18 protein-coding genes are annotated in these 22,866 nt (G+C 74.0%); 11 read left to right on the plus strand and 7 right to left on the minus strand.

The features are described 5' to 3' along the window. Positions 1-422 precede the first annotated feature (422 nt). The gene (groES, locus tag ACSUPT_RS18290) at positions 423-731 is read left to right on the plus strand and encodes a co-chaperone GroES (protein ID WP_010471835.1); all 309 of its coding nucleotides are present in this window, start codon (positions 423-425) and stop codon (positions 729-731) included. A 118-nt stretch (positions 732-849) separates the two neighbouring features. After that, positions 850-2,478 carry a chaperonin GroEL gene (gene groL / locus ACSUPT_RS18295; RefSeq protein WP_351963357.1) on the plus strand — a complete coding sequence of 543 codons (1,629 nt, stop codon included), beginning with the start codon at positions 850-852 and terminating at the stop codon, positions 2,476-2,478. 108 nt (positions 2,479-2,586) lie between these two features. On the opposite strand, the gene ACSUPT_RS18300 is transcribed toward groL, so the two are convergent. After that, on the minus strand, positions 2,587-2,955 hold the full coding sequence (locus ACSUPT_RS18300; RefSeq protein ID WP_365728537.1) for a YybH family protein: 369 nt from the start codon (positions 2,953-2,955) through the stop codon (positions 2,587-2,589). 99 nt (positions 2,956-3,054) lie between these two features. Here ACSUPT_RS18300 and ACSUPT_RS18305 point away from each other — a divergent pair, with 99 nt between their 5' ends. Continuing rightward, positions 3,055-3,948 carry a LysR family transcriptional regulator gene (locus tag ACSUPT_RS18305; RefSeq protein WP_351963359.1) on the plus strand — a complete coding sequence of 298 codons (894 nt, stop codon included), beginning with the start codon at positions 3,055-3,057 and terminating at the stop codon, positions 3,946-3,948. A gap of 147 nt (positions 3,949-4,095) precedes the next feature. Here ACSUPT_RS18305 and ACSUPT_RS18310 read toward each other — a convergent pair whose 3' ends face one another. Both ACSUPT_RS18310 and ACSUPT_RS18315 read right to left on the minus strand, forming a co-directional pair. Beyond that, complete coding sequence (locus tag ACSUPT_RS18310) at positions 4,096-4,869, minus strand: SDR family NAD(P)-dependent oxidoreductase (protein ID WP_351963360.1); 774 nt, start codon at positions 4,867-4,869, stop codon at positions 4,096-4,098. A gap of 117 nt (positions 4,870-4,986) precedes the next feature. Then, a complete protein-coding gene (locus tag ACSUPT_RS18315) occupies positions 4,987-5,667 on the minus strand; it encodes an MOSC domain-containing protein (RefSeq protein WP_436946232.1) in 681 nt (226 codons plus the stop codon). Between the two features lie 97 nt (positions 5,668-5,764). On the opposite strand from ACSUPT_RS18315, the gene ACSUPT_RS18320 reads away from it, so the two are divergent. Then, complete coding sequence (locus ACSUPT_RS18320; protein WP_351963361.1) at positions 5,765-6,658, plus strand: LysR family transcriptional regulator; 894 nt, start codon at positions 5,765-5,767, stop codon at positions 6,656-6,658. Positions 6,659-6,746: 88 nt separating this feature from the next. Here ACSUPT_RS18320 and ACSUPT_RS18325 read toward each other — a convergent pair whose 3' ends face one another. After that, positions 6,747-7,067, minus strand: a complete 321-nt coding sequence (locus tag ACSUPT_RS18325; protein WP_351963362.1) for a WhiB family transcriptional regulator — start codon at positions 7,065-7,067, stop codon at positions 6,747-6,749. Positions 7,068-7,435: 368 nt separating this feature from the next. On the opposite strand from ACSUPT_RS18325, the gene ACSUPT_RS18330 reads away from it, so the two are divergent. The 4 genes from ACSUPT_RS18330 (at position 7,436) to ACSUPT_RS18345 (ending at position 11,829) form a co-directional block, all read left to right on the plus strand. After that, on the plus strand, positions 7,436-8,047 hold the full coding sequence (locus tag ACSUPT_RS18330; RefSeq protein ID WP_003948568.1) for a response regulator transcription factor: 612 nt from the start codon (positions 7,436-7,438) through the stop codon (positions 8,045-8,047). Between the two features lie 246 nt (positions 8,048-8,293). After that, positions 8,294-8,899: a sigma-70 family RNA polymerase sigma factor gene (locus ACSUPT_RS18335; protein WP_351963363.1), complete on the plus strand. Its 606-nt coding sequence runs from the start codon at positions 8,294-8,296 to the stop codon at positions 8,897-8,899. Between the two features lie 189 nt (positions 8,900-9,088). Further along, on the plus strand, positions 9,089-10,594 hold the full coding sequence (gene guaB, locus ACSUPT_RS18340) for an IMP dehydrogenase (RefSeq protein ID WP_436944972.1): 1,506 nt from the start codon (positions 9,089-9,091) through the stop codon (positions 10,592-10,594). A 110-nt stretch (positions 10,595-10,704) separates the two neighbouring features. Beyond that, positions 10,705-11,829, plus strand: coding sequence for a GuaB3 family IMP dehydrogenase-related protein (locus ACSUPT_RS18345; RefSeq protein WP_351963365.1), 1,125 nt, complete (start codon positions 10,705-10,707; stop codon positions 11,827-11,829). Positions 11,830-11,915: 86 nt separating this feature from the next. Here ACSUPT_RS18345 and ACSUPT_RS18350 read toward each other — a convergent pair whose 3' ends face one another. Together ACSUPT_RS18350 and ACSUPT_RS18355 are read right to left on the minus strand one after the other, a co-directional pair. Beyond that, positions 11,916-12,440 carry a hypothetical protein gene (locus ACSUPT_RS18350; protein ID WP_436944973.1) on the minus strand — a complete coding sequence of 175 codons (525 nt, stop codon included), beginning with the start codon at positions 12,438-12,440 and terminating at the stop codon, positions 11,916-11,918. Positions 12,441-12,601: 161 nt separating this feature from the next. After that, a complete protein-coding gene (locus ACSUPT_RS18355) occupies positions 12,602-13,846 on the minus strand; it encodes a nucleotide sugar dehydrogenase (protein WP_351963367.1) in 1,245 nt (414 codons plus the stop codon). 243 nt (positions 13,847-14,089) lie between these two features. Here ACSUPT_RS18355 and ACSUPT_RS18360 point away from each other — a divergent pair, with 243 nt between their 5' ends. Further along, entirely contained in the window at positions 14,090-15,796 is a 1,707-nt protein-coding gene (locus ACSUPT_RS18360; RefSeq protein ID WP_351963368.1) for a glycerol-3-phosphate dehydrogenase/oxidase, read from the plus strand. On the opposite strand, the gene ACSUPT_RS18365 is transcribed toward ACSUPT_RS18360, so the two are convergent. After that, on the minus strand, positions 15,694-17,043 hold the full coding sequence (locus ACSUPT_RS18365; protein WP_436944975.1) for a serine hydrolase: 1,350 nt from the start codon (positions 17,041-17,043) through the stop codon (positions 15,694-15,696). The genes ACSUPT_RS18360 and ACSUPT_RS18365 overlap by 103 nt on opposite strands. A gap of 157 nt (positions 17,044-17,200) precedes the next feature. Here ACSUPT_RS18365 and ACSUPT_RS18370 point away from each other — a divergent pair, with 157 nt between their 5' ends. After that, positions 17,201-19,672 carry a serine/threonine-protein kinase gene (locus ACSUPT_RS18370; RefSeq protein ID WP_436944977.1) on the plus strand — a complete coding sequence of 824 codons (2,472 nt, stop codon included), beginning with the start codon at positions 17,201-17,203 and terminating at the stop codon, positions 19,670-19,672. 147 nt (positions 19,673-19,819) lie between these two features. Continuing rightward, on the plus strand, positions 19,820-22,606 hold the full coding sequence (locus ACSUPT_RS18375; protein ID WP_436944978.1) for a protein kinase: 2,787 nt from the start codon (positions 19,820-19,822) through the stop codon (positions 22,604-22,606). The last annotated feature ends 260 nt before the right edge of the window (positions 22,607-22,866 follow it).

The raw sequence follows: 22,866 nt of genomic DNA on the forward strand, positions 1-22,866 counted from the left end.
CGCGGCGCGCGCCATGGAGTGCCGGAGCGGGCGTGCAGCGCCGGGCCGCCATGGAGTGCCGGACCGGGCGTGGAGTGCCGGGCCGGGCGTGCAGTGCCGGACGGGGCGTGGAGTACCGGGCCGCCATGGAGTGCCGGACCCAGCGTGGAGTACCGGCCCGGCGTGGCGTGCCGGGGCCCGCCTCGCCGCGGCGGGGACGCGGTCTGCCTCGCACGTCAGTGCGGGTGGGAGCGCGGCGCGCGGCCGTGACTGGCACTCCGCTTGACCGAGTGCTAATCGCGGTCATAGTCTCGGCCCTGGCACTCCCCACAGGAGAGTGCCAACACAGCGACGGGCAGGTCCGGCACCCGCGACGACGGATCGACCTGGTCGCCACCTCAGACAGTTGACCCCGTGAGATCTCCGAAGGGGGAGGTCGGATCGTGACGACCACCAGCTCCAAGGTTGCCATCAAGCCGCTCGAGGACCGCATCGTGGTCCAGCCGCTCGACGCCGAGCAGACCACGGCCTCTGGCCTGGTCATTCCGGACACCGCCAAGGAGAAGCCCCAGGAGGGCGTCGTCCTGGCCGTCGGCCCGGGCCGCTTCGAGAACGGCGAGCGCCTGCCGCTCGACGTGAAGACCGGCGACATCGTGCTCTACAGCAAGTACGGCGGCACCGAGGTGAAGTACAGCGGCGAGGAGTACCTCGTCCTCTCGGCCCGCGACGTGCTCGCCATCGTCGAGAAGTAATCCACCACGTGCCGTGAACCGCGCCCCTGGCCCCCGCTGCTGTGCTGCCGCACGTGCGCCGGGCGGCGAGGGGCGCCGTTCTTTCTCCACCCAGTACCGAGAGGGCTGAATCGCTCCCATGGCGAAGATCCTGAAGTTCGACGAGGACGCCCGTCGCGCCCTTGAGCGCGGCGTCAACAAGCTTGCCGACACCGTCAAGGTGACGATCGGCCCCAAGGGTCGCAACGTCGTCATCGACAAGAAGTTCGGTGCGCCCACCATCACCAACGACGGTGTCACCATCGCCCGCGAGGTCGAGGTCGAGGACCCGTACGAGAACCTCGGCGCCCAGCTGGTGAAGGAGGTGGCGACCAAGACCAACGACATCGCGGGTGACGGCACCACCACCGCCACCGTCCTGGCCCAGGCGCTGGTCCGCGAGGGTCTGCGCAACGTCGCCGCGGGCGCCTCCCCGGCCGCCCTGAAGAAGGGCATCGACGCCGCGGTCAAGGCCGTCTCCGACGAGCTGCTCGCCACGGCCCGCCCGATCGACGAGAAGTCCGACATCGCCGCGGTCGCCGCGCTGTCCGCCCAGGACCAGCAGGTCGGCGAGCTGATCGCCGAGGCCATGGACAAGGTCGGCAAGGACGGCGTCATCACCGTCGAGGAGTCCAACACCTTCGGCCTGGAGCTCGACTTCACCGAGGGCATGGCGTTCGACAAGGGCTACCTGTCGCCGTACATGGTCACCGACCAGGAGCGTATGGAGGCCGTCCTCGACGACCCGTACATCCTGATCCACCAGGGCAAGATCGCCGCCATCGCGGACCTGCTGCCGCTGCTGGAGAAGATCATCCAGTCCGGTGGCTCCAAGCCGCTGCTGATCATCGCCGAGGACGTCGAGGGCGAGGCCCTCTCCACGCTGGTCGTCAACAAGATCCGCGGCACGTTCAACGCCGTCGCGGTCAAGGCGCCCGGCTTCGGCGACCGCCGCAAGGCGATGCTCGGCGACATGGCCGCCCTCACCGGCGCCACCGTCGTCGCGGAGGAGGTCGGCCTCAAGCTCGACCAGGTCGGCCTGGACGTGCTGGGCACCGCCCGCCGCGTCACCGTCACCAAGGACGACACCACCATCGTCGACGGCGGCGGCAAGTCCGAGGACGTCGCCGGCCGCGTCGCGCAGATCAAGGCCGAGATCGAGACGACCGACTCCGACTGGGACCGCGAGAAGCTGCAGGAGCGCCTCGCGAAGCTCGCCGGCGGCGTGTGCGTCATCAAGGTCGGCGCCGCCACCGAGGTGGAGCTGAAGGAGAAGAAGCACCGTCTGGAGGACGCCATCTCCGCGACCCGCGCCGCGGTCGAGGAGGGCATCGTCTCCGGTGGTGGCTCCGCGCTCGTCCACGCCGTGAAGGTGCTGGAGGACAACCTCGGCAAGACCGGCGACGAGGCCACCGGTGTCGCGGTCGTCCGCCGCGCCGCCGTCGAGCCGCTGCGCTGGATCGCCGAGAACGCCGGCCTCGAGGGCTACGTCATCACCTCGAAGGTCGCCGAGCTCGACAAGGGCCAGGGCTTCAACGCCGCCACCGGCGAGTACGGCGACCTGGTCAAGGCCGGCGTCATCGACCCGGTGAAGGTCACCCGCTCGGCGCTGGAGAACGCCGCGTCGATCGCCTCCCTCCTCCTCACCACCGAGACCCTCGTGGTGGAGAAGAAGGAAGAGGAGCCGGCGGACGCGGGTCACGGCCACGGCCACGGCCACTCCCACTGACCCACGGTCATCCGTGCGAGACGGCCCCGGCCGGCCCGCATACGACGAGGCCCGGTACCCCCGCGAGGGGGGCCGGGCCTCGCCCGTTCCCGGATCGGCCGCGCGGCCTCAGTCGCGCGGCCGGGTGAACTCCGGCTGGTCCAGCACCCGGAGCCAGCTCCCGTCCGGCTGGCGCCGCGCCACCTGCGCCCGCGCCCCCGCCCCGTCCTTCGGCGGCGTCGAGGTGAGCGCGAGGTCGCCGCAGACCAGCGTCGGCAGCGGCGGCTCCGGCTCGAAGCGGGGCCGGTCCGCCAGCACCCGCTCCCACAGCGCCCGGATGGCCTCCCGGCCCACCGTCCGCTGCCCCGGCGGGTACGCCATCACGGCGTCCTCCTCGTAGAGCGCGGCGACCCCGGCCGCGTCGCCCGCGTTCGACCGCTCCACGAACAGGCGGGTGAGGTCCTCGGGCCGCATGGCCTTCTCGTACTGCTCCGGCATGGCTTCCTCCTGGCATGTGCGGGCTTGCGCCTCCCAGCCTCGCCAGCCCGCGATCAGAAGTCCAACAGATGGTTCTGCTCGCGACTAGAATCCGGGCTCATGGATCTGAGGCAGCTGGAGTACTTCGTCGCGGTCGCCGAGGAGCGCAATTTCACCCGCGCCGCCGAGCGCGTCCACATCAGCCAGTCGGGGGTGAGCGCGCGCGTCCGCGGCCTGGAGAAGGAGCTGGGCGCCGAACTGTTCGACCGGTCGGCGCGCACGGTCACGCTCACCGCCGCCGGGGAGGCCGCCCTCGCGCACGCCCGCGCCGCGCTCGCCGCCGCCGACGCGCTCGGGCGGGCGGTGGGGGAGGTGACGGGCCTGGTCCGGGGCCGGCTCGCGCTCGGCATGGTCGTCGGCTGCACCCTCACCCCGCTGTTCGACGCCCTCGCCGCCTTCCACGAGGCCCACCCCGGCGTGGAGGTCCTGCTGCGGGAGGACGACTCGGACCGGCTCGTCGAAGCGGTCCGCGCCGGCACCCTCGACCTGGCGCTCGTCGGCACCCCCGCCCCGCCGCCCGAGGGGCTGGAGGCGCTGGCCCTCCTCAGCGAACGGCTCGTCGCGGCCGTCCCGCCCGGCCACCCCCTGGCGGCGCTGCCCCGGGTCACCCTGCGCGACCTCGCCGCCCACCCGGTCGTCTGCATGCCGCCCGGCACCGGACTGCGCGCCGTCTTCGACCGGGCGTGCGCCGACGCGGACGTACGGCCCGCCATCACCCTGCAGGCGGGCGCCGGGGACGCCATCGCCGACCTGGCCGCGCGCGGGCTCGCCGTCGCCGTGCTCAGCGAGTCGATGGCGGCGCCGCACGGCGGGCGCCTGACGGCCCGTCTCATCGAGGACGCGCGCGATCCGGCGCTGCTGGCCCTGGTCTGGAAGAACACCCGCGACCCGGCGGTCCGCGCGTTCCTCGCCCACAGCCGCCGGGCGTTCGACACGCAGGCGCCCACCCCGTAGGCCCGCGTCCCGGGGCGACGTGCCGACGGCCGCCCTCCGCCGGCCGCCCAGCGCCGCGCGCCCCGACGGGGCGTGACGCGACACGGCCCGCGTCCGGTGCGTCGCCGCGCACCGGACGCGGGCCGCCCGCACCCGCCCGGAACCCCGCTACCGCGGCCCGTACTTGCGGCCCGCGCGGGAGGTGAAGCCGCCCAGCAGACCGCGCGGGGCCAGCTTCACCACGCCCATCAGCGCCTTGTACCGCGGGTCCGGGATCGACAGGGTGCGCCCGCGCGCCAGGTCCGCGAGCGCGTCCGACACCACCTTGTCGGCGTCCAGCCACATCCAGCCCGGGATGTTGTCCGTGCCCATCCCGGCCCGCTGGTGGAACTCCGTCCGTACGAATCCGGGGCACAGCGCCATCAGCCGCACCCCGCTCCCCGCCAGGTCCCGCGCGGCGCCCTGGGTGAACTGCACGACCCACGCCTTCGACGCGCCGTACGTGCCGCGCGGTACGAAAGCGGCGACGGACGCGACGTTCACCACGCCGCCCCGCCGCCGCTCCCGCATCGACGACGTCGCCGCGGCCGTCAGCCGCAGCACCGCCTCGCAGTGCACCTTCAGCATCCGCAGCTCGTCGGCCATGTCCACTTCGAGGAACCGGCCCTTGTTGCCGAAGCCCGCGTTGTTGACCAGCAGGTCCACCGGGCGCTTCGGGTCGGCGAGCCGCGCCTCGACGGCCGCGATGCCCGCGTCGTCGGCGAGGTCCGCCGGCAGCACCTCCGCCTCCACGCCGTGCCGGTCGTGCAGTTCGGTCGCCTGCTCCCTGAGCCGCTCCGCGTCGCGGGCGACCAGGATCACGTCATGGCCGTCGGCCGCCAGCCGCCGCGCGAACGCGGCCCCGATACCCGCGGTCGCGCCAGTAATCAGTGCACTCGTCATACGCGGCACGTTAGTGCCCCGCCCGCCCGTCGCGGCACGCGCCCGGAAGGGCCCCGGTTCGTCCCGTACGGGGCACACGACCCGTACGGAACAGCTCACCCCGTGGTACGCCGGCGTTCAGGAAGCGGACACCCCGGCCGTGCTCGCCGCGTACGTCCGGGCGCTCTCCAGCAGTTCGGGATGGGCGGCCCCGCCCGCCGCGAGCACCAGCGGCAGCAGCTCCCGCCGCGTCGTCTGCGCGCGGAACGCCAGCGCCACCGTCACCTCGTGATCGGGCCGGTACACCACCTCCACCGGGTCGCCCGCCCGGATCTCGCCCGGCTCCACCACCCGCAGATACGCCCCCGGCGCCCCCCGCTCCGTGAACCGCCTGACCCACCCCGGCTCACCCATCCGGCCCGCGAACGTACGGCAGGGGATCCGCGCGTCCGTCACCTCCAGCACCAGCGAGGCCCCGATCCGCCACCGCTCCCCGAGCAGCGCCCCGTCCACGTCGACGCCCAGCGTGGTCAGGTTCTCCCCGAACAGGCCGTTCGCCAGCGGCCGGCCCAGCTCCCGCTCCCAGCGGTCCAGCTCCTCGCGCGCGAAGGCGTACACCGCCTGGTGCGTACCCCCGTGGTGGCGCAGGTCGCACACCGCGTCCCCGGCCACGCCGCCGCCCGCGAGCCCCTTGGGGCCCGGGTCCTCCACCCGTACGGCCCCCACCACCGGCACCTTCCCGATACCGGTCTCGCCGCTCGGCGCGCTGGTGTAGTCCACCTTCCGCGCGCGCCCCGCGTTCACCGTCAGCACCCGCATGCTCGTCGTCTCGGTCATGGCGGCACGCTAACCGCCCAGACTCAAAGAATCCATGCGATATCGCGCATCCGCCTAAAGCTGCCCTTATATTCAAAGGGTGATCGAAGCCCGTCACCTCCGAGTCCTCCGCGCCGTCGCCGCCACTGGCTCCTTCTCCGCCGCGGCGCGCGAGCTGGGCTGCACCCAGCCCGCCGTCAGCCAGCAGATGAAGGCCCTGGAGTCGTCCGCCGGTACGCCGCTGCTCATCCGCACCGGCCGCGAGATGCGCCTGACCCAGGCCGGCGAGGCGCTGGTCCGGCACGCGGCGGGCATCCTCGCCGGGCTCACCGCCGCCGAGGAGGAGGTCGCCGCCATCGCGGGCCTGCGCGCCGGCCGGGTCCGCCTCGTCTCCTTCCCGAGCGGCAGCTCCAGCCTGGTCCCCACCGCGCTCGCCGCCCTGCGCGCCGCGCACCCCGGCACCCGCGTCTCCCTCGTGGAGGCCGAGCCGCCCCGCTCGGTCGAGATGCTCCGGGAGGGCGACTGCGACATCGCGCTGGCCTTCCGGTACGCGGGCGGCGGCACCGAGTGGGACGACCTGGTCGTACGGCCGCTGCTCACCGACCGGCTCGTCGGCCTGGTCCCGGAGGGGCACCGGCTGGCGGGCGCGCGGGCCGTCTCGATCGGCGAACTGGCCGACGAGCCGTGGATCGCCGGCTGCCCCCGCTGCCGCCGCCAGCTGGTCGAGGTGTGCGAGGACGCCGGCTTCACGCCCCGCATCGACTTCGCGACCGACGACTACCCGGCGGTGGTGGGCCTCGTCGGCGCGGGCCTGGGCGTGGCCGTCCTGCCGGAGCTCGCCGTCGAGTCCGTACGGCCCCGGGGCGCGCGCACCGTGGCGGTGGAGCCGCCGGTGGAGCGGGAGATCGTCGCCCTCACCCTGCCGGACCTGGCGCAGGTCCCGGCCGTCGCCGCCACCCTGGACCGCCTGGCCGACGCCGCCACGCGCGCGTAGCGCCCCGCCCGCGGGCCACCCGGCCCCGCCGGGGCCCGTACGGGTGCCTGCTGAAACGTTCCTTCAGATCATCGGGGCCGACGCGGCGTCAGTTGTTCCCCGCCGTCGCCGCCGACGTGGAGACCAGCCGGGTCCGCGCCCGGCCCATCAGCTCCTCGCGCTCGTCCTCGGTGAGGCCGCCCCATACGCCGTAGGGCTCGCGCACGGCCAGTGCGTGGGCCGCGCACTCGGCGCGCACCGGGCAGCGCATGCAGACCTCCTTCGCCGAGTTCTCACGCGCGCTCCGTGCCGCGCCACGCTCTCCCTCGGGGTGGAAGAACAGCGAACTGTCGACCCCTCGGCAGGCCGCGAGCAGCTGCCAGTCCCACAGGTCGGCGTTGGGTCCGGGAAGGCGGGAGAAATCTGCCATGGCGCATGTCCCCTTGATGCCGGTACTGAGCTTACTGAGCGGACTACTTGTCGCAGTAGATGTAAATATGACTCATTGCGAATCTAGCTACAGACACCGCCAAAGGGAAGGAAAAGCCGCTAAATGGGGCATAGCTCTGAGTGGAGCGGCGGTGACCTGCGGTGCTCTGCTCCGTACGCGCCTCCTCACGCTCTGTGTTGAAGAGGTGCTCCTACCCGTAACTCTTTCGAGTGACCGTCGTTGAGAGTGCGGAGGCGGTTGAAAGAACAAGCGCTCGGGCAGCCGTCCGAGGGCGTCAACCGCACAGGTGACGATTCGTAACCAGCCTGGAGGCCCAAGGTGACGCGCATCAGCTGCGGAGGACGGCCATGACTTCCGTCCTCGTCTGCGACGACTCCCCGCTTGCCCGAGAAGCGCTCCGCCGCGCCGTCGCCACCGTGCCCGGCGTCGAGCGCGTCACGACGGCGGCCAACGGCGAGGAAGTCCTCCGCCGCTGGGGCGCCGACCGCTCGGACCTGATTCTGATGGACGTGCGCATGCCCGGCCTGGGCGGTGTGGAAACCGTCCGCCGACTGCTCTCCGCCGACCCCGGTGCCCGGATCATCATGCTCACGGTCGCCGAGGACCTCGACGGCGTCGCCCTCGCCGTCGCCGCCGGCGCCCGCGGCTACCTGCACAAGGACGCCTCGCGCGCCGAGCTGCGGGCCACGGTCACCCAGGCCCTCGCCGACCCGACCTGGCGGCTCGCCCCGCGCCGGCTGCGCTCCGCCGAGATGGGCGCCGCGCCGACGCTGACCGCCCGCGAGATCCAGGTGCTGGAGGGCATGAGCCACGGCCGGTCCAACGCCGAGATCGGCCGCGAGCTGTTCCTCTCCGAGGACACGGTCAAGACCCACGCCCGCCGGCTGTTCAAGAAGCTCGGCGCCTCCGACCGCGCCCACGCCGTGGCGCTCGGCTTCCGCTGGGGCCTGGTCCGGTAGCAGCCCGGCCCCTGACGAGGCCGTTTCGGTCCCCGTCCGCCGGGTGGCGGGCGGGGCGGCGCAGGCCCGATGTCTGTTTCCTGCGCGATGCCGCATCCTTGAGGGGTGGAGTTCCTCGGGGACGAGTCGATCGAGCGGGAGGGGAGGGCGCAGGGGATGACTTCCGGCGCACCTGCTCATAACGCTTCGGTGCACAAGGCTGGACGCGGTGCCTCGGAGCGGACGCGGTCAAGGCACCATGGACCGATGCGCGACGACCAGACGCCGGCCACCCCGACGCCCCCCGCCGGGCCGGGGACGATCGGAGCACTCGTGCACCGCGCGGTGGAGGGCGACGAACAGGCGACGCACGACCTCCTCGCCCATGTCCACCCCCTGGCCCTGCGCTACTGCCGTACCCGGCTGAACCGGCTGCCCGGTGACGCCCGCCACTTCGTCGAGGACCTGGCGCAGGAGGTCTGCGTCGCCGTCCTCATGGCCCTGCCCCGCTACAAGGACACGGGCCGCCCCTTCGAGGCGTTCGTCTTCGCCATCGCCGGACACAAGGTCGCCGACCTCCAGCGGGCCGCCATGCGGCACCCCGGCTCGACCGCCGTGCCCTCCGACGAGATGCCCGAGCGCCCCGACGACTCCCTCGGCCCCGAGGAGCGCGCCCTCCTCAGCGACGACGCCGAATGGGCCAGGCGCCTGCTCGCCAACCTCCCGGAGAACCAGCGGGAGCTGCTGGTCCTGCGTGTCGCCGTCGGACTGACCGCCGAGGAGACCGGCCAGATGCTCGGCATGTCCCCGGGGGCCGTACGGGTTGCCCAGCACCGCGCCCTCAGCCGCCTGCGCGCCCTCGCGGAGCAGTAGGCCCACGCCGGGCCGTACGCGGCTGGGCGGCCGTACCGCCTACCGGAGCGGGGTGGCGCGGAGCCGTATGGCGGATGTCATACGTGTGAACGTACAAAGCTGCCGGGTGATCTTGCTCGTGGAATGAGACACGCCCGCAGCCCGTTAGCATGGACATCCGCACCGATCAAGGCCATTGGGGAAGGTGTCATGACTGCCAACGTCGACGGAGTGCCCGAGAAATTCGCCGCGCTCGGGCTGACCTACGACGACGTGCTGCTGCTGCCGGGCGCGTCGGGCATGGCTCCCGACCAGATCGACACCTCCTCGCAGCTGTCGCGCAACGTCCGGGTCAACATCCCGCTGCTGTCCGCCGCGATGGACAAGGTGACGGAGTCCCGGATGGCCATTGCCATGGCCCGCCAGGGCGGCGTCGGCGTCCTCCACCGGAACCTGTCGATCGCCGACCAGGCGAACCAGGTCGACCTGGTGAAGCGCTCCGAGTCGGGCATGGTCACCGACCCGATCACGATCCACCCCGACGCCACGCTCGCCGAGGCCGACGCGATCTGCGCCAAGTTCCGCATCAGCGGCGTCCCGGTCACCGACCCGGCGGGCAAGCTGCTCGGCATCGTCACCAACCGCGACATGGCCTTCGAGACCGACCGCGCCCGCCGGGTGCGCGAGGTCATGACCCCGATGCCGCTGGTCACCGGCAAGGTCGGCATCTCCGGTGTGGACGCCATGGAGCTGCTGCGCCGCCACAAGATCGAGAAGCTGCCGCTCGTCGACGACGACGGCATCCTCAAGGGCCTCATCACCGTCAAGGACTTCGTCAAGGCGGAGAAGTACCCGAACGCCGCGAAGGACAAGGAGGGCCGCCTCATCGTCGGCGCGGCCGTCGGTGTCGCCGGCGACGCGTTCGAGCGCGCCCAGGCCCTGATCGAGGCCGGTGTCGACTTCATCGTGGTCGACACGGCCCACGGCCACTCCAAGCTGGTCGGCGACATGATCGCCAAGATCAAGTCGAACTCCGCCGTCGACGTCATCGGCGGCAACGTCGCCACCCGCGACGGCGCCCAGGCGCTCGTCGACGCGGGCGCCGACGCGATCAAGGTCGGCGTCGGCCCCGGCTCCATCTGCACCACCCGCGTCGTCGCTGGCATCGGCGTCCCGCAGGTCACCGCCATCTACGAGGCGTCCCTCGCCGCCAAGGCGGCCGGCATCCCGGTCATCGGCGACGGCGGCCTGCAGTACTCGGGCGACATCGCCAAGGCCCTCGTCGCGGGCGCCGACACGGTGATGCTCGGCTCGCTCCTGGCGGGCTGCGAGGAGTCCCCGGGCGAGCTGCTCTTCATCAACGGCAAGCAGTTCAAGTCGTACCGCGGCATGGGCTCCCTGGGCGCCATGCAGTCCCGCGGCGACCGCAAGTCCTTCTCCAAGGACCGCTACTTCCAGGAGGGCGTCGCCTCCGACGAGAAGCTGGTCCCCGAGGGCATCGAGGGCCAGGTGCCCTACCGCGGCCCGCTCTCCGCGGTCGTCCACCAGCTGGTCGGCGGTCTGCGCCAGTCGATGTTCTACGTCGGCGGGCGCACCGTGCCCGAGCTCCAGGAGCGCGGCCGGTTCGTCCGCATCACGTCGGCGGGCCTCAAGGAGAGCCACCCGCACGACATCCAGATGACCGTCGAGGCGCCGAACTACAGCAGCAAGCGCTGAGCGCCCTCCCGACACCGCCGAAGGGGCGGCCCGGCACTGCCCGGGCCGCCCCTTCGCGCGCGCGTCGGGGATACTGGTAGGCGCAGACGCAGAGGGAAAGGCCACACATCGTGACTGAGATCGAGATCGGGCGCGGCAAGCGCGGCCGCAGGGCGTACGCCTTCGACGACATCGCCGTCGTACCGAGCCGGCGCACGCGGGACCCGAAGGAGGTCTCGATTGCGTGGCAGATCGACGCCTACCGCTTCGAGCTGCCCTTCCTGGCCGCCCCCATGGACTCCGTCGTCTCCCCGCAGACGGCGATCGCCATCGGCCGCCTCGGCGGTCTCGGCGTGCTCAACCTCGAGGGCCTGTGGACCCGCTACGAGGACCCGCAGCCGCTCCTGGACGAGATCACCGAGCTCGACGAGGAGACCGCGACCCGCCGTCTGCAGGAGATCTACTCCGCCCCCATCAAGGAGGAGCTGATCGGGCAGCGTCTGAAGGAGGTCCGCGACGCCGGTGTCGTCACCGCCGCCGCGCTCTCCCCGCAGCGCACGGCCCAGTTCTCCAAGGCCGTGGTCGACGCGGGCGTCGACATCTTCGTCATCCGCGGGACGACGGTCTCCGCCGAGCACGTCTCCGGCGCCGCCGAGCCGCTGAACCTGAAGCAGTTCATCTACGAGCTCGACGTCCCCGTCATCGTCGGCGGCTGCGCCACGTACACGGCGGCCCTGCACCTGATGCGGACCGGCGCGGCCGGCGTGCTCGTCGGCTTCGGCGGCGGCGCCGCCCACACCACCCGCAACGTCCTGGGCATCCAGGTCCCGATGGCCACCGCCGTCGCCGACGTGGCCGCGGCCCGCCGCGACTACATGGACGAGTCCGGCGGCCGGTACGTCCACGTCATCGCCGACGGCGGCGTGGGCTGGTCCGGCGACCTGCCGAAGGCGATCGCGTGCGGTGCCGACGCCGTGATGATGGGCTCCCCGCTGGCCCGCGCCACGGACGCGCCCGGCAAGGGCCACCACTGGGGCATGGAGGCCGTCCACGAGGACGTGCCGCGCGGCAAGCTGGTCGACCTCGGTGTCGCCGGGACGACCGAGGAGATCCTCACCGGTCCGTCCCACTCGCCCGACGGGTCGATGAACTTCTTCGGCGCGCTGCGCCGCGCCATGGCGACGACGGGCTACAGCGAGCTCAAGGAGTTCCAGCGCGTCGAGGTCACCGTCGCGGACTCGCAGCACCGCCGCTGACCTGCCGCTTCACGGCTACGGGGAGGGGCCCGCACCAGTCGGGTGCGGGCCCCTCCCCGTGGCGTCGCGGCCTGAGGAGGCGCCGGTTACGCGGCGCCCTTCCTGGCGCCCGCGAAGGCCGCCACCGCGCCGATGGCGATGAAGACGTACGTCATGCCGTCGGCCGCCAGCTTCCACAGCTCCATCACGCCGCCGAAGTTCTGGAAGAAGATCTCGGCGAACGAGCCCTCGCCCAGCTTGTCCAGCAGGACCGCGATGGTGACCAGCTGGCCCAGGTAGACCGCGCCGGCCGCGATGACCGCCGCGACGAACGGCAGGACCGGGTTGCGGCCGCCGACCTTGCCGGCGAGGAAGCCGACGAGCAGGCCGACACCGACCGCCGCGTAGCCGACCTCCCGGTCGATGGCGCCGGCGATGCCGCCGTACGCGCCGGCGGCGACCAGGGCGGCGCCGAACGCGGCGAGCAGGCCGAGGACCAGGTTGTTCCGCGCGGGCGCCGGGGGCTGCACCGGGTACTGGGGGAAGGGCTGCGGCTGTCCCGCCGGGTCGGTGCCGGGACCGGCGGCGAACGGGTTGCCGGACTTCGGCGGCGGCGGAACGGACTGGCTCATGCTGGGAATCCCCCCTGAACGGAGCGAGGCGGCCGGCACCTGACGTGTGCACGGCCGCGCGCGAATCAGAGGCGGACACTAGCAGCCCCCTGTGACAGCGGCCCCGGCGATTTCCGACCGTGACCGGCCCGGAAGCAAGCCGAGACCGGCGGGGCCCCGGCTCAGAGGCGGTGGGCGGCGCCGACCGGCGTGGCGCCGCGCGTGTCCAGCAGCAGCTGGGCCTTCACGGCGAGGCCCTGCAGGTCGTACGTGCGGTGGTGCTGGAGCAGGATCGTCAGATCGGCGCCCGCCGCGGCCTCGTACAGCGAGTCGGCGCGCGGCACCGGCAGGTCGCGCACCCGCCAGACCGGGACGTACGGGTCGTGGTAGCTGACCGCCGCGCCCATGTCCATCAGCCGCTGGGCGATCTCCGGCGCGGGGGAGCCCTCCCGGTCGGCGAGGTCGGGCTTGTACGTGATGCCCAGCAGCAGCACCCGCGCGCCGCGCACCGACTTGCCGTGCTCGTTGAGGAGCGTGGCGCAGCGCTGGGTGACGTACTGCGGCATGCGCTCGTTGATCCGGCTCGCCGTCTCCACCAGCCGCAGCGGGCGGTACGCGCCGATCGTGTCGACGGGCGCGCCGTGGCCGCCGACCCCGGGGCCGGGCCGGAAGGCCTGGAAGCCGAAGGGCTTGGTCTCGGCGCAGCGGATGACGTCCCACAGGTCGACGCCCAGGTCGTGGCAGAGCACCGCCATCTCGTTGACCAGGGCGATGTTGACGTGCCGGTAGTTGGTCTCCAGCAGCTTGACCGTCTCGGCCTCCCGGGGGCCGCGCGCCCGGACGACCTTGTCGGTGAGGCGTCCGTAGAAGGCGGCGGCGGACTCGGTGCAGGCGGGGGTGAGGCCGCCGATGACCTTCGGCGTATGGGCGTGGCCGTGGGCGCGGTCGCCCGGATCGAGGCGGGCGGGGGAGTACGCGAGGTGGAAGTCCCGGCCGGCGCGCAGCCCGGAGCCCTCCTCGAGGAGGGGGCGCAGCACGTCCTCGGTGGTCCCGGGCGGTACGGGCGACTCCAGCAGGACGGTCGTGTGGGGGCGCAGCCGGGCGGCGAGCGCGCGGGCCGCGGCCGTGACGGCGGTCAGGTCCAGGGTGCCGTGTGCGGTGCCGGGCGGGGTGGGCGCGCAGATGACGGCGGTGCGGACGCGGCCCAGCTCCGCCGGGTTGGTGAGGGGCCGGAAACCCGACGAGAGCATGCGCCGGATCTCGGACGGGGTGAGGGAGCCGTCGACCGGCGGCCTTCCGGCGGCCAGTTCGGCGGCCGGCCGCGGGTCGGTGTCGTAGCCGATCGTGGCGATACCCGCGGCGGTGGCGGCCTGGGCGAGGGGCAGTCCGAGGTGGCCGAGGCCGATGACGGCGAGGTCTGCGGGCATGGGCGTGAGCCGTCCTTCCCAGTAGCCGGAGGGGGCGAGACGCGCAAGTCCTGTGGACAGAACGAGCGGACGCAATGTCAGACTAGGCGTAAATATGACCGTTATGCGGTATTGCGTGGTCGTGGGTCGCCCGAGTGTTGTCCACAGGGTGGCGCCGGGCCGGTGGCCGATGTCGGTGTGCGGGGACAGAATCGAGTCTGTGAGCCCGAGCACACAGGGGGACGGCGGCGACGGGAGGCAGCGGTGAGGACAGCGAGACTGGGACCCGCGGAGCGGGCCTCGGCCCTGGCGGCCATGGCCGAGCGTGAGCTGGACGTGCTGGTCGTGGGCGGCGGTGTGGTCGGGGCCGGTACGGCGCTCGACGCGGCGACCCGCGGCCTCGCCACCGGCCTGGTGGAAGCCCGCGACTGGGCCTCGGGCACGTCCAGCAGATCCAGCAAGCTCATCCACGGCGGCCTGCGCTATCTGGAGATGCTGGACTTCGCGCTGGTCAGGGAGGCTCTCAAGGAGCGCGGTCTGCTGCTGGAGCGGCTGGCGCCGCACCTCGTCAAGCCCGTGCCGTTCCTCTATCCGCTCCAGCACAAGGGCTGGGAGCGGCTGTACGCCGGTTCGGGCGTCGCCCTGTACGACGCGATGTCCGTCTCGTCCGGCCACGGGCGCGGCCTGCCCGTGCACCGCCACCTCTCGCGCCGCCGCGCCCTGCGCGTCGCCCCCGCCCTGCGCAAGGACGCCCTGGTCGGCGCCCTCCAGTACTACGACGCCCAGATGGACGACGCCCGGTTCGTCGCCACGCTGGTGCGGACCGCCGCGGCGTACGGGGCGCACGCGGCGAGCCGGGCCCGTGTCATCGGCTTCCTCCGGGAGGGCGAGCGGGTCGTCGGCGCGCGCGTGTCGGACGTGGAGGCGGGCGGCGAGTACGAGATCCGCGCCAAGCAGATCGTCAACGCCACCGGTGTCTGGACGGACGACACGCAGGCGCTCATCGGGGAGCGCGGCCAGTTCCACGTCCGCGCCTCCAAGGGCATCCACCTGGTCGTCCCCAAGGACCGCATCCACTCCACGACCGGCCTCATCCTGCGCACCGAGAAGAGCGTCCTGTTCGTCATCCCGTGGGGCCGCCACTGGATCATCGGCACCACCGACACGGACTGGGACCTCGACAAGGCCCACCCGGCCGCGTCCAGCGCCGACATCGACTATCTCCTCGACCATGTCAACAGCGTCCTGGCCACCCCGCTGACCAGGGACGACGTGGAGGGCGTCTACGCGGGCCTACGGCCGCTGCTGGCCGGCGAGTCCGACGCCACCAGCAAGCTGTCCCGCGAGCACACGGTCGCCCACCCCGTGCCGGGACTCGTCGTGGTCGCGGGCGGCAAGTACACGACGTACCGCGTCATGGCGAAGGACGCCGTCGACGAGGCCGTCCACGGCCTGGACATGCGCGTCGCCCCCTGCGTCACGGAGGAGGTGCCGCTGCTCGGCGCCGAGGGATACCGGGCGCTGTGGAACGCGCGGGCCCGCATCGCCGCCCGGACCGGCCTGCACGTCGTGCGCGTCGAGCACCTGCTCAACCGGTACGGCACCCTGGCGGAGGAGCTGCTCGACCTGATCGCCGAGGACCCGGCGCTCGGCGAACCCCTGACCGGCGCCGACGACTATCTGCGCGCCGAGATCCAGTACGCCGCCTCCCACGAGGGCGCCCGGCACCTGGACGACGTCCTCACCCGCCGCACCCGCATCTCCATCGAGACCTTCGACCGGGGCACCGGCTGCGCCCGCGAGTGCGCCGGACTGATGGCGCGGGTGCTCGGCTGGGGCGAGGACCAGGTCGCCAGGGAGGTGGAGCACTACGAGAAGCGGGTGGAGGCCGAGCGGGAGTCGCAGCGCCAGCCCGACGACCAGACGGCGGACGCCGCGCGGCTGGGCGCACCGGACATCGTGCCGCTGTAGGGGGCGGCGCAAGGGCGCTGACCGGAGGCCCTGGTGTCCCGGCCCCGCACGTCCGGGACGCCGGGCCGGGTCCCGGGCGGCGCCTCGGACCGGGCCCGGGGCCGGGCGTCCGCCGGGGCTTGGGCGTGGGTCGTGGGCGGGGCCTGGGGCCGGGCGTGGGTCGTGGGCGGTGCGTCGGACCGGGCCTGGGGCCGGGCGTCCGCCGGGGGCGTGGTGCCGTCCTTGGGCGGGCAGAACTCGGCTTCCAGAAGGGCGCGTTCCAGGGGTGGGCCGGGGGAGAGGGTGTCCGTGTTGGCGCGGAAGGTGAGGAGGTGGCGGCCGTCGCGGGTGGCCGCCGTGCGGACGTAGCTGCCCGGGATGCGGCCGTTGTGACCCCAGACCGTGACGCCGCAGGACAGCAGCGTGGGGAACAGGCCCATGCCGTAGCGGCCCTGTGCGGCCGAGGTGTCGAGGAGCGCGGCCCGCTGGGGCGGGGCGAGGAGGCGGCCGTCGAGGAGCGCGGAGTAAAAGCGGTTCAGGTCGGCGAGGGTGCTGACCAGTTCGCCGGCCGCGCCCGCGACCCGCGGGTCCAGGTCGGTCACATCGCGCCCCGCGGAGTCGTAGCCCCGGCCGTGCGGGGCGGGCAGGTCCGTACGGGCGCCGGGGAAGGAGGTGCCGTCCAGGCCGAGCGGGACGATGACGCGGCGGCGCACCTCGGAGGCGTAGGAGCGGCCCGTGAGGTGTTCGACGATCCGTCCGAGGACGACGTAGTTGGTGTTGGCGTAGGCGAAGGCGCCGGGGGGCTTCGCGGTACGGGACCCGAGGGCGGCGCGCAGCCCCTCCGGGGGGACGGCCGGCGAGGAGGGGCGGGTGAGGTCGGGCAGGCCGCTCGTGTGGGTGAGCAGGCGGCGCGCGGTGACCCGCCGGTCCAGCGGGGGAGGGAGCAGACCGGGGGCGACGGCGGCCACCGGGGCGTCCAGGTCCAGCCGCCGTTCCGCCGCCAGCTGGAGGACCACGGTCGCGACGAACGTCTTGGTGAGGCTGCCCGCGCGGAAGTGGTCGGCGCGTCCGATGGCCGGTCCCGTCGTCTCGAACCGCGCGGTGCCCGAGGACCCGTACGTCTCCGACAGGAGCGCCGCGGCCGGGGCCCCGCCCGCTGTGACCAGCCGCGTCAGGGCCGAGGGCGGTGTGGCCGGGGGGTCACTGACAGTCAGTCCGCAGATGGCCAGAACCAACGGCACCACGAGTCTCGTCCTGAACTTCGACATCGCGCGGCACCCTCCCTCACCGTCATCCTCGCGGACGCCGGACCCGGCACCACCACCGGTCCCGGAGTGAGGGACAATGAAGGCTCCACCAGGGCGGGTTACCGCATCGCGCGGACGCGGCAGGCGCGGGCGAGGAACAGGATCGCAGAGGGGACGCATGTCGGGAGCGGAGCAGTCGCGGGACGCGGCGCGGCAACCTCAGCGGGGCGCCGACGGCGAGGGCACGACCTCGAAGGGTGCGACGGTGAAGGGTGACGAGGCCGGTCAGGCCGCGGCTTCCACGGACGACGCGGGGGCGAACGCCGGCAAGGGCGGCGGCGAGGACGCCGCCGCGGACGGCGGTAAGGACGCCGGTGGCGCGGGGGTTGACGCCGTGAAGGGTGACGCCGTGAAGGACGCTCCGGTGAAGGGCGCTCCGGCCGAAGGCGTTTCGGCGGAGGGTGCTCCGGTGAAGGGCGCCGACGTCACGGGCGGGGCGCCGGAAGGCGCGTCCCCGTCCGGCGCCGCGCCGACGCGCGAGGGCCGCGAGGACGCCGCGACGCGGGAGGCGCCCGCTGCGGCGGACCCCGCGCCGGCGGAGCCGTCCGCACGGGACACGACCGCCGGGCCCGCGCCGGCCGAGGCCCCCGCGGCGTCCACGGCGTCCACCGGCAAGGCGGCCGGGGACGGCAAGGCGGGCGCGGCCTCCCGGGCCGACCTGGTGAAGAAGCCCGTGGCCCCCCATGTGACCACCGAGGGCCGGCTGCTGGCCGGGCGCTACCGGCTCGGCGCCGTCCTCGGGCGCGGCGGCATGGGCACCGTGTGGCGCGCCGTCGACGAGACCCTCAGCCGTACCGTCGCGGTGAAGGAACTGCGCTTCCCCAACGCCATCGACGAGGACGAGAAGCGACGCCTCATCACCCGGACGCTGCGCGAGGCCAAGGCCATCGCCCGCATCCGCAACAACAGCGCCGTGACGGTCTACGACGTGGTCGACGAGGACGACCGCCCCTGGATCGTCATGGAGCTCATCGAGGGCCGGTCCCTCGCCGACGTCATCCGCGAGGACGGCACGCTCACCCCGCGCCGCGCCGCCGAGGTCGGCCTCGCCATCCTCGACGTGCTCCGCGCCGCGCACCGCCAGGGCATCCTGCACCGCGACGTGAAGCCGTCGAACGTCCTCATCTCCGACGACGGCCGCGTCGTCCTCACCGACTTCGGCATCGCCCAGGTCGAGGGCGACCCGTCCATCACCTCGACCGGCATGCTCGTCGGCGCGCCCTCCTACATCTCGCCCGAGCGCGCCCGGGGCCAGCGCCCCGGCCCCGCCGCCGACATGTGGTCGCTCGGCGGCCTCCTCTACGCCTGCGTGGAGGGCCACCCGCCGTACGACAAGGGCTCCGCCATAGCGACGCTCACCGCCGTGATGACCGAGCAGCTGGACCCGCCGAGGAACGCCGGGCCGCTCGACACGGTCATCTACGGGCTGCTCGCCAAGGACCCCGCGCAGCGCCTGGACGACGCCGGAGCGCGCAAGCTGCTCAACGACGTCCTGGCGGTGACCGCGGCCTCCGCGGCGGCGCCCGAGCCGTCCCCCGAGGCCACGCGCGTGGTGCCGCTCCCGCCGGTTCCGCCGCCGGGCCCGGCCGCCACGCCCACCGCGACCCCGGCCGCCACGACCGCGGCCGGCACCGGCGCCGGCGCCTCGGCTCCCGGCGACGCCACCGCCGAACGGCTGCGCGGAGCCCTGCGCTCCGTGCGGAACGCCGCCGCGGCGGCCGCCGCCTCCCGGCAGGCCAAGCCGGAGCGCTCCGGTCCGCCCGCGCCCGTGCGGGCGCCGATCACCGACGTGGTGCCCCGCCGCACGCTGGTCACCATCGCGCTGGTGGCCGTCCTCGCGGTCATCGCCACCATCCTGGCGGTCACCCTCGGCGGCGACGACGGCACCACCGCCAAGGGCGGCGGCACCCAGGGCGGCGACAAGGCCGCATCGGCGGGCGCCACCACCGGCGGCGGCTCCAACGGGAGCACCGGCGGCAGCGGCACGGGCCCCGACGGGGAGACCGGCAAGGAGCAGGACGGCGGCCAGACCGCGGGCGGCGCCGGCGACCCGGGCGGCACGGCGGGCACAGCCGGGACCGGCACCAAGCCGACCGCGTCGCCCGGCACGGGCACGGGCGGCAAGCCCGCGCTTCCCGCCGGGTACAAGACGGTCACCGACAAGCGGTTCCACTTCTCCATGGCGATGCCCGCGGACTTCCGCATGACCGGTGTCGCGGGCCGGGGCTCCGGCGGCATCTTCAGCGCGTCGGGCGGCTTCCCGCGCGTGCAGGTCGACTACACCGACAGCCCCGGCGGCGACGCGGCCGCCGCGTGGACCGCCGCCATGGGCGCCGTCGCCGCCAGCAGCAACGGCTACAAGCACCACGGCATCAAGCCGGTCTCGTACAACGGCTATCCGACCGTCGCCGACTGGCAGTTCGAGCGGAACCAGGGCGGCATGCGCGTGTGGGTCCTCAACCGGGGCTTCAAGGTGGACGCCGAGCACGGCTACGCGATCATGATCTCGTGCAAGTCCTCGGAGTGGAACGGCCCCGAGTGCACCACCCTGCGGAACACCGCGTTCGCGACGTTCCGGCCCACGGACTGAGCCTCGGCACGTATCGTGAGAGCGCGCGGACCGTACGAAGCTGAAGCGAACGGGTAACTGCACAGGCAAGGACCAGGATCGACGGCTCCGCACCACGTGCGTGCGAACGGCGGAGCCGGGGGGACAGCGCGCTGCTGGGGAGGCGTCGTGGACGACTACGCGGGAAGGGTGCTCGCCGACCGCTATCGCCTGCCCGTCCTCCCCGACGACGAGGACGGGGACGGCTACGGCTACGGCGACGGGACGGGGTACGCCGGCGCGTACGGGCCGGTCGAGACCCGTGCCTTCGACACGTACAGCGGCCAGGAGGTCATGGTCCGGCAGCTGCCCCTGCCGGAGACCGTGGACGCCGAGGTCCTCGACGCCGACGACTACGGCCGCCCCTACGGGCACGCGCCGAGGCGCGCCGCGGCGCGTGCCGCCGCGGACCCGGCCGTGCGGCGCGCCGTCGAGGCCGTCCAGGCCGTCGCCCGCATCCCCGACCACCCGCGCCTCGACCAGGTCTTCGACGTCTTCACCGAGGACGGTTCGCTCTGGATCGTCAGCGAACTGATCGCCGCCCGGCCGCTGGCCGCCCTCGTCCGCGACGAGCCGCTCACCCCCTACCGGGCCGCCGAGATCGCCAACGACGTGGTCACGGCGCTGCGCGCGCTGCACGCCCACGGCTGGACGCACCGCAACATCACCGCCCGCACGGTCCTCGTCTGCGACGACGGCCGGGTGGTCCTCAGCGGCCTCGCCACCGGCGCCGCCGAGGAGGCCCTGTGCGGCTACGCGCCCGTGCCCCTGCCGGACGAGGCGGAGACCCCGTACGCCGAGCCGGACGGCGACCCCTACGCGGAGGACGGCCCCTACGCGGAGGACGGCCCCTACGAGGAGGACGGCCCCTACGAGGACGGCGACGCGTACGGAGACGGCGACCCCTACGGGGACGATCGCGCCCGTCCCGCCGAGCACCACGAGGAGGCCGGGGACCACGAGGACGACGACGCGTACGACGGCTCCGGGGGCCGGATCCTCAGCGGGCGTGTGCGGGCGTACGACGAGGACCGGGACGAGGACGACGCGTACGACGACGTGTACGAGGACCCCTACGGGGCGCCGCGCGCCATGGCCCCCGCGCCGCTCCCGCCCGGCCCGCCGGCGCTGCCCAGCGGCTACGAGCCCCAGTACGTCGCCCAGGCGGCCGACCGGTTCGCCGAGGACGGGGACGACACCGACGACTACGGCGACCACGAGGCGTACGGCGACCACGAGGCGTACGGCGACCGGGACTCCGGCCGCGCCCACGGCCCGGCGCGCCACGGGGCGTACACCGCGTACGACCCCCACAGCCCCTACGGGCCCGACGACGCCCACGGGGACGAGGACGACGAGGACGACGGCGAGGTCCGGCCGCCGCGCGCGCTGCTCACCGGCACGTGGCGGGACGGCCCCGTCCCGGCGGGCGGCGGCGCGTCCCCGTACGGAGACGTCGCCCCGTACGGCGGCGCCCGCGCCGGCCTGCGCGCCGACGCGCGGCGCGGGACCCCGCAGCACCCCGGAGCGCCGGTCGGCCGCCCCCCGCGCCCCCGCGACGAGCCCGGCACCGCCCCCGCCGGGGACGCCGACGAGGTCTACCGGGGCCCCACCACGCCGCTCGCCGCCGAGCGCGCCCGCCAGACGCGCATCGCCCTCGTCGGCGCGGTCACCGAGCGCTGGGCTCCCGAGCAGGCGGGCCCCGTGTACGGCACCTGGCGGCTCGCCCCGCCCATCGGGCCGGCGACCGACCTGTGGGCGCTCGGCGCGCTGCTGTTCCGGGTCCTCGAAGGACACGCCCCGTACCCCGAGGACAATGCCGCCGAGCTGGTCCAGATGGTGTGCTCCGAGCCGCCCGCGTACGCCGAGGAGTGCGGCCCGCTGCGCCCCGTCGTCGAGTCGCTGCTGCGCCAGGACCCCACCGAGCGGCCCGACTTCGAGGAGCTGCGCGGCTGGCTGCGCTCCCTCGTCCGGTCGGCGCCCGAGCCCGACGCGGGCGCCCACGTCGTGCCGATGCCCTCCGCCGACGCGGCCCGCCTGCCCATCCTGCGCCGCCGCGGCGACCTGGTCCGCAGGCGCCGCACCCGCACCCGCACCGCCGGGCGCACCCGCGCCTCCGCCCGCGCCGCGGCCCCCGTCCCCGAGGCGGTCCCGGCCGCGCCCGCCCGGCACCGCCACAAGCGGGACCGGCATCCCGGGGGCGGCAGCCCCCGCGCGCTCGGCCGCACCCTCCTGCTGCTGATACTGCTCGGCCTCGCCGGCGCCATCGCGTACGCCGTGCTGTTCATGCCCGAGGCCGGTACGCAGGACCGGTCGCAGCGTCCCACCGGCACCGCACGCCCCACCGCCACCACCCCGCACGACCCGACCCCGACCGGCGCCGGGGCGCCCGCCCCGCGGAGCCCGTCGCCCACCGGCCAGGCGCCGTCCACCAACGCCGGGACGCCCACCGCGCCCGCCGTGCCGGAGGGGTACGTCGTGCGCACCGACCCGGAGGGCTTCCGCGTCGCCGTCGACAGCACCTGGCGCCGCAGCCCCATCAACGACATCGGGCAGGTCCGCTACTCGGACGGCGACTACACGCTGATCATCGTCCCCGGCCGCGACACCGTCCGCACGGCCGGCGCCGACCCGCTGGAGTACCAGCGCAGCAAGGAGCGCGAGCTCCAGCCGTGGCGGGACTCGACCTGGGCGACCGCGACCGGACTGCGGCGCGTGGACATCGGCCGGCAGGCCATGGCGGAGGGTCAGTTCACCTGGCAGGACGCCAACGGACGCCAGGTGTACGTGCGCAACCGCGCGCTGCTGATCGGCGACCGCTACCACGTCGTCCAGGTCATCGGCCCCGAGGCCGAGCGGGACAAGGTCACGGAGGTCTTCGAACAGGCCACCAAGGCCTACCACGCCACCCGCTGACGGGGCCTCGCCGCGCCGGACGGCGCGGCCACCTCGACCGCGGTCGGGCGGAGGAGGGGTCACGGAGCGCTGCGAACAGGCCACAGCAGCTCGCGAGTCGGTGGACTGACGGGGCGTCTGTTCACTCGTTCAGATCACCCACAGTGGCGAAATCGCGCCAATCAGCGGGACCCGTATCACGTTGCGGTCTCCGTGGCCGCCCCGAGGTTCCGCGCGTCGCACACCCTCCGTAACCTTGCTCCGAAGCAGCGGGGCGGGGC

Origin of the sequence: Streptomyces sp. SudanB25_2051 (assembly GCF_964272635.1) — a bacterium.
In the GTDB taxonomy this organism is placed as follows: Bacteria; Actinomycetota; Actinomycetes; order Streptomycetales; family Streptomycetaceae; genus Streptomyces.

What these genes read in the sequence shown, in the direction of transcription:
- ACSUPT_RS18305 (WP_351963359.1), top strand. Translation starts at nt 3,055, where the DNA reads ATGGATCTGAGGCAGCTGGAGTACTTCGTCGCGGTCGCCGAGGAGCGC.
- guaB (WP_436944972.1), top strand. Translation starts at nt 9,089, where the DNA reads ATGACTGCCAACGTCGACGGAGTGCCCGAGAAATTCGCCGCGCTCGGG.
- groL (WP_351963357.1), top strand. Translation starts at nt 850, where the DNA reads ATGGCGAAGATCCTGAAGTTCGACGAGGACGCCCGTCGCGCCCTTGAG.
- ACSUPT_RS18315 (WP_436946232.1), bottom strand. Translation starts at nt 5,667, where the DNA reads ATGCGGGTGCTGACGGTGAACGCGGGGCGCGCGCGGAAGGTGGACTAC.
- ACSUPT_RS18310 (WP_351963360.1), bottom strand. Translation starts at nt 4,869, where the DNA reads ATGACGAGTGCACTGATTACTGGCGCGACCGCGGGTATCGGGGCCGCG.
- ACSUPT_RS18330 (WP_003948568.1), top strand. Translation starts at nt 7,436, where the DNA reads ATGACTTCCGTCCTCGTCTGCGACGACTCCCCGCTTGCCCGAGAAGCG.
- ACSUPT_RS18335 (WP_351963363.1), top strand. Translation starts at nt 8,294, where the DNA reads ATGCGCGACGACCAGACGCCGGCCACCCCGACGCCCCCCGCCGGGCCG.
- ACSUPT_RS18365 (WP_436944975.1), bottom strand. Translation starts at nt 17,043, where the DNA reads ATGTCGAAGTTCAGGACGAGACTCGTGGTGCCGTTGGTTCTGGCCATC.
- ACSUPT_RS18300 (WP_365728537.1), bottom strand. Translation starts at nt 2,955, where the DNA reads ATGCCGGAGCAGTACGAGAAGGCCATGCGGCCCGAGGACCTCACCCGC.
- ACSUPT_RS18370 (WP_436944977.1), top strand. Translation starts at nt 17,201, where the DNA reads ATGTCGGGAGCGGAGCAGTCGCGGGACGCGGCGCGGCAACCTCAGCGG.
- ACSUPT_RS18355 (WP_351963367.1), bottom strand. Translation starts at nt 13,846, where the DNA reads ATGCCCGCAGACCTCGCCGTCATCGGCCTCGGCCACCTCGGACTGCCC.
- ACSUPT_RS18325 (WP_351963362.1), bottom strand. Translation starts at nt 7,067, where the DNA reads ATGGCAGATTTCTCCCGCCTTCCCGGACCCAACGCCGACCTGTGGGAC.
- ACSUPT_RS18350 (WP_436944973.1), bottom strand. Translation starts at nt 12,440, where the DNA reads ATGAGCCAGTCCGTTCCGCCGCCGCCGAAGTCCGGCAACCCGTTCGCC.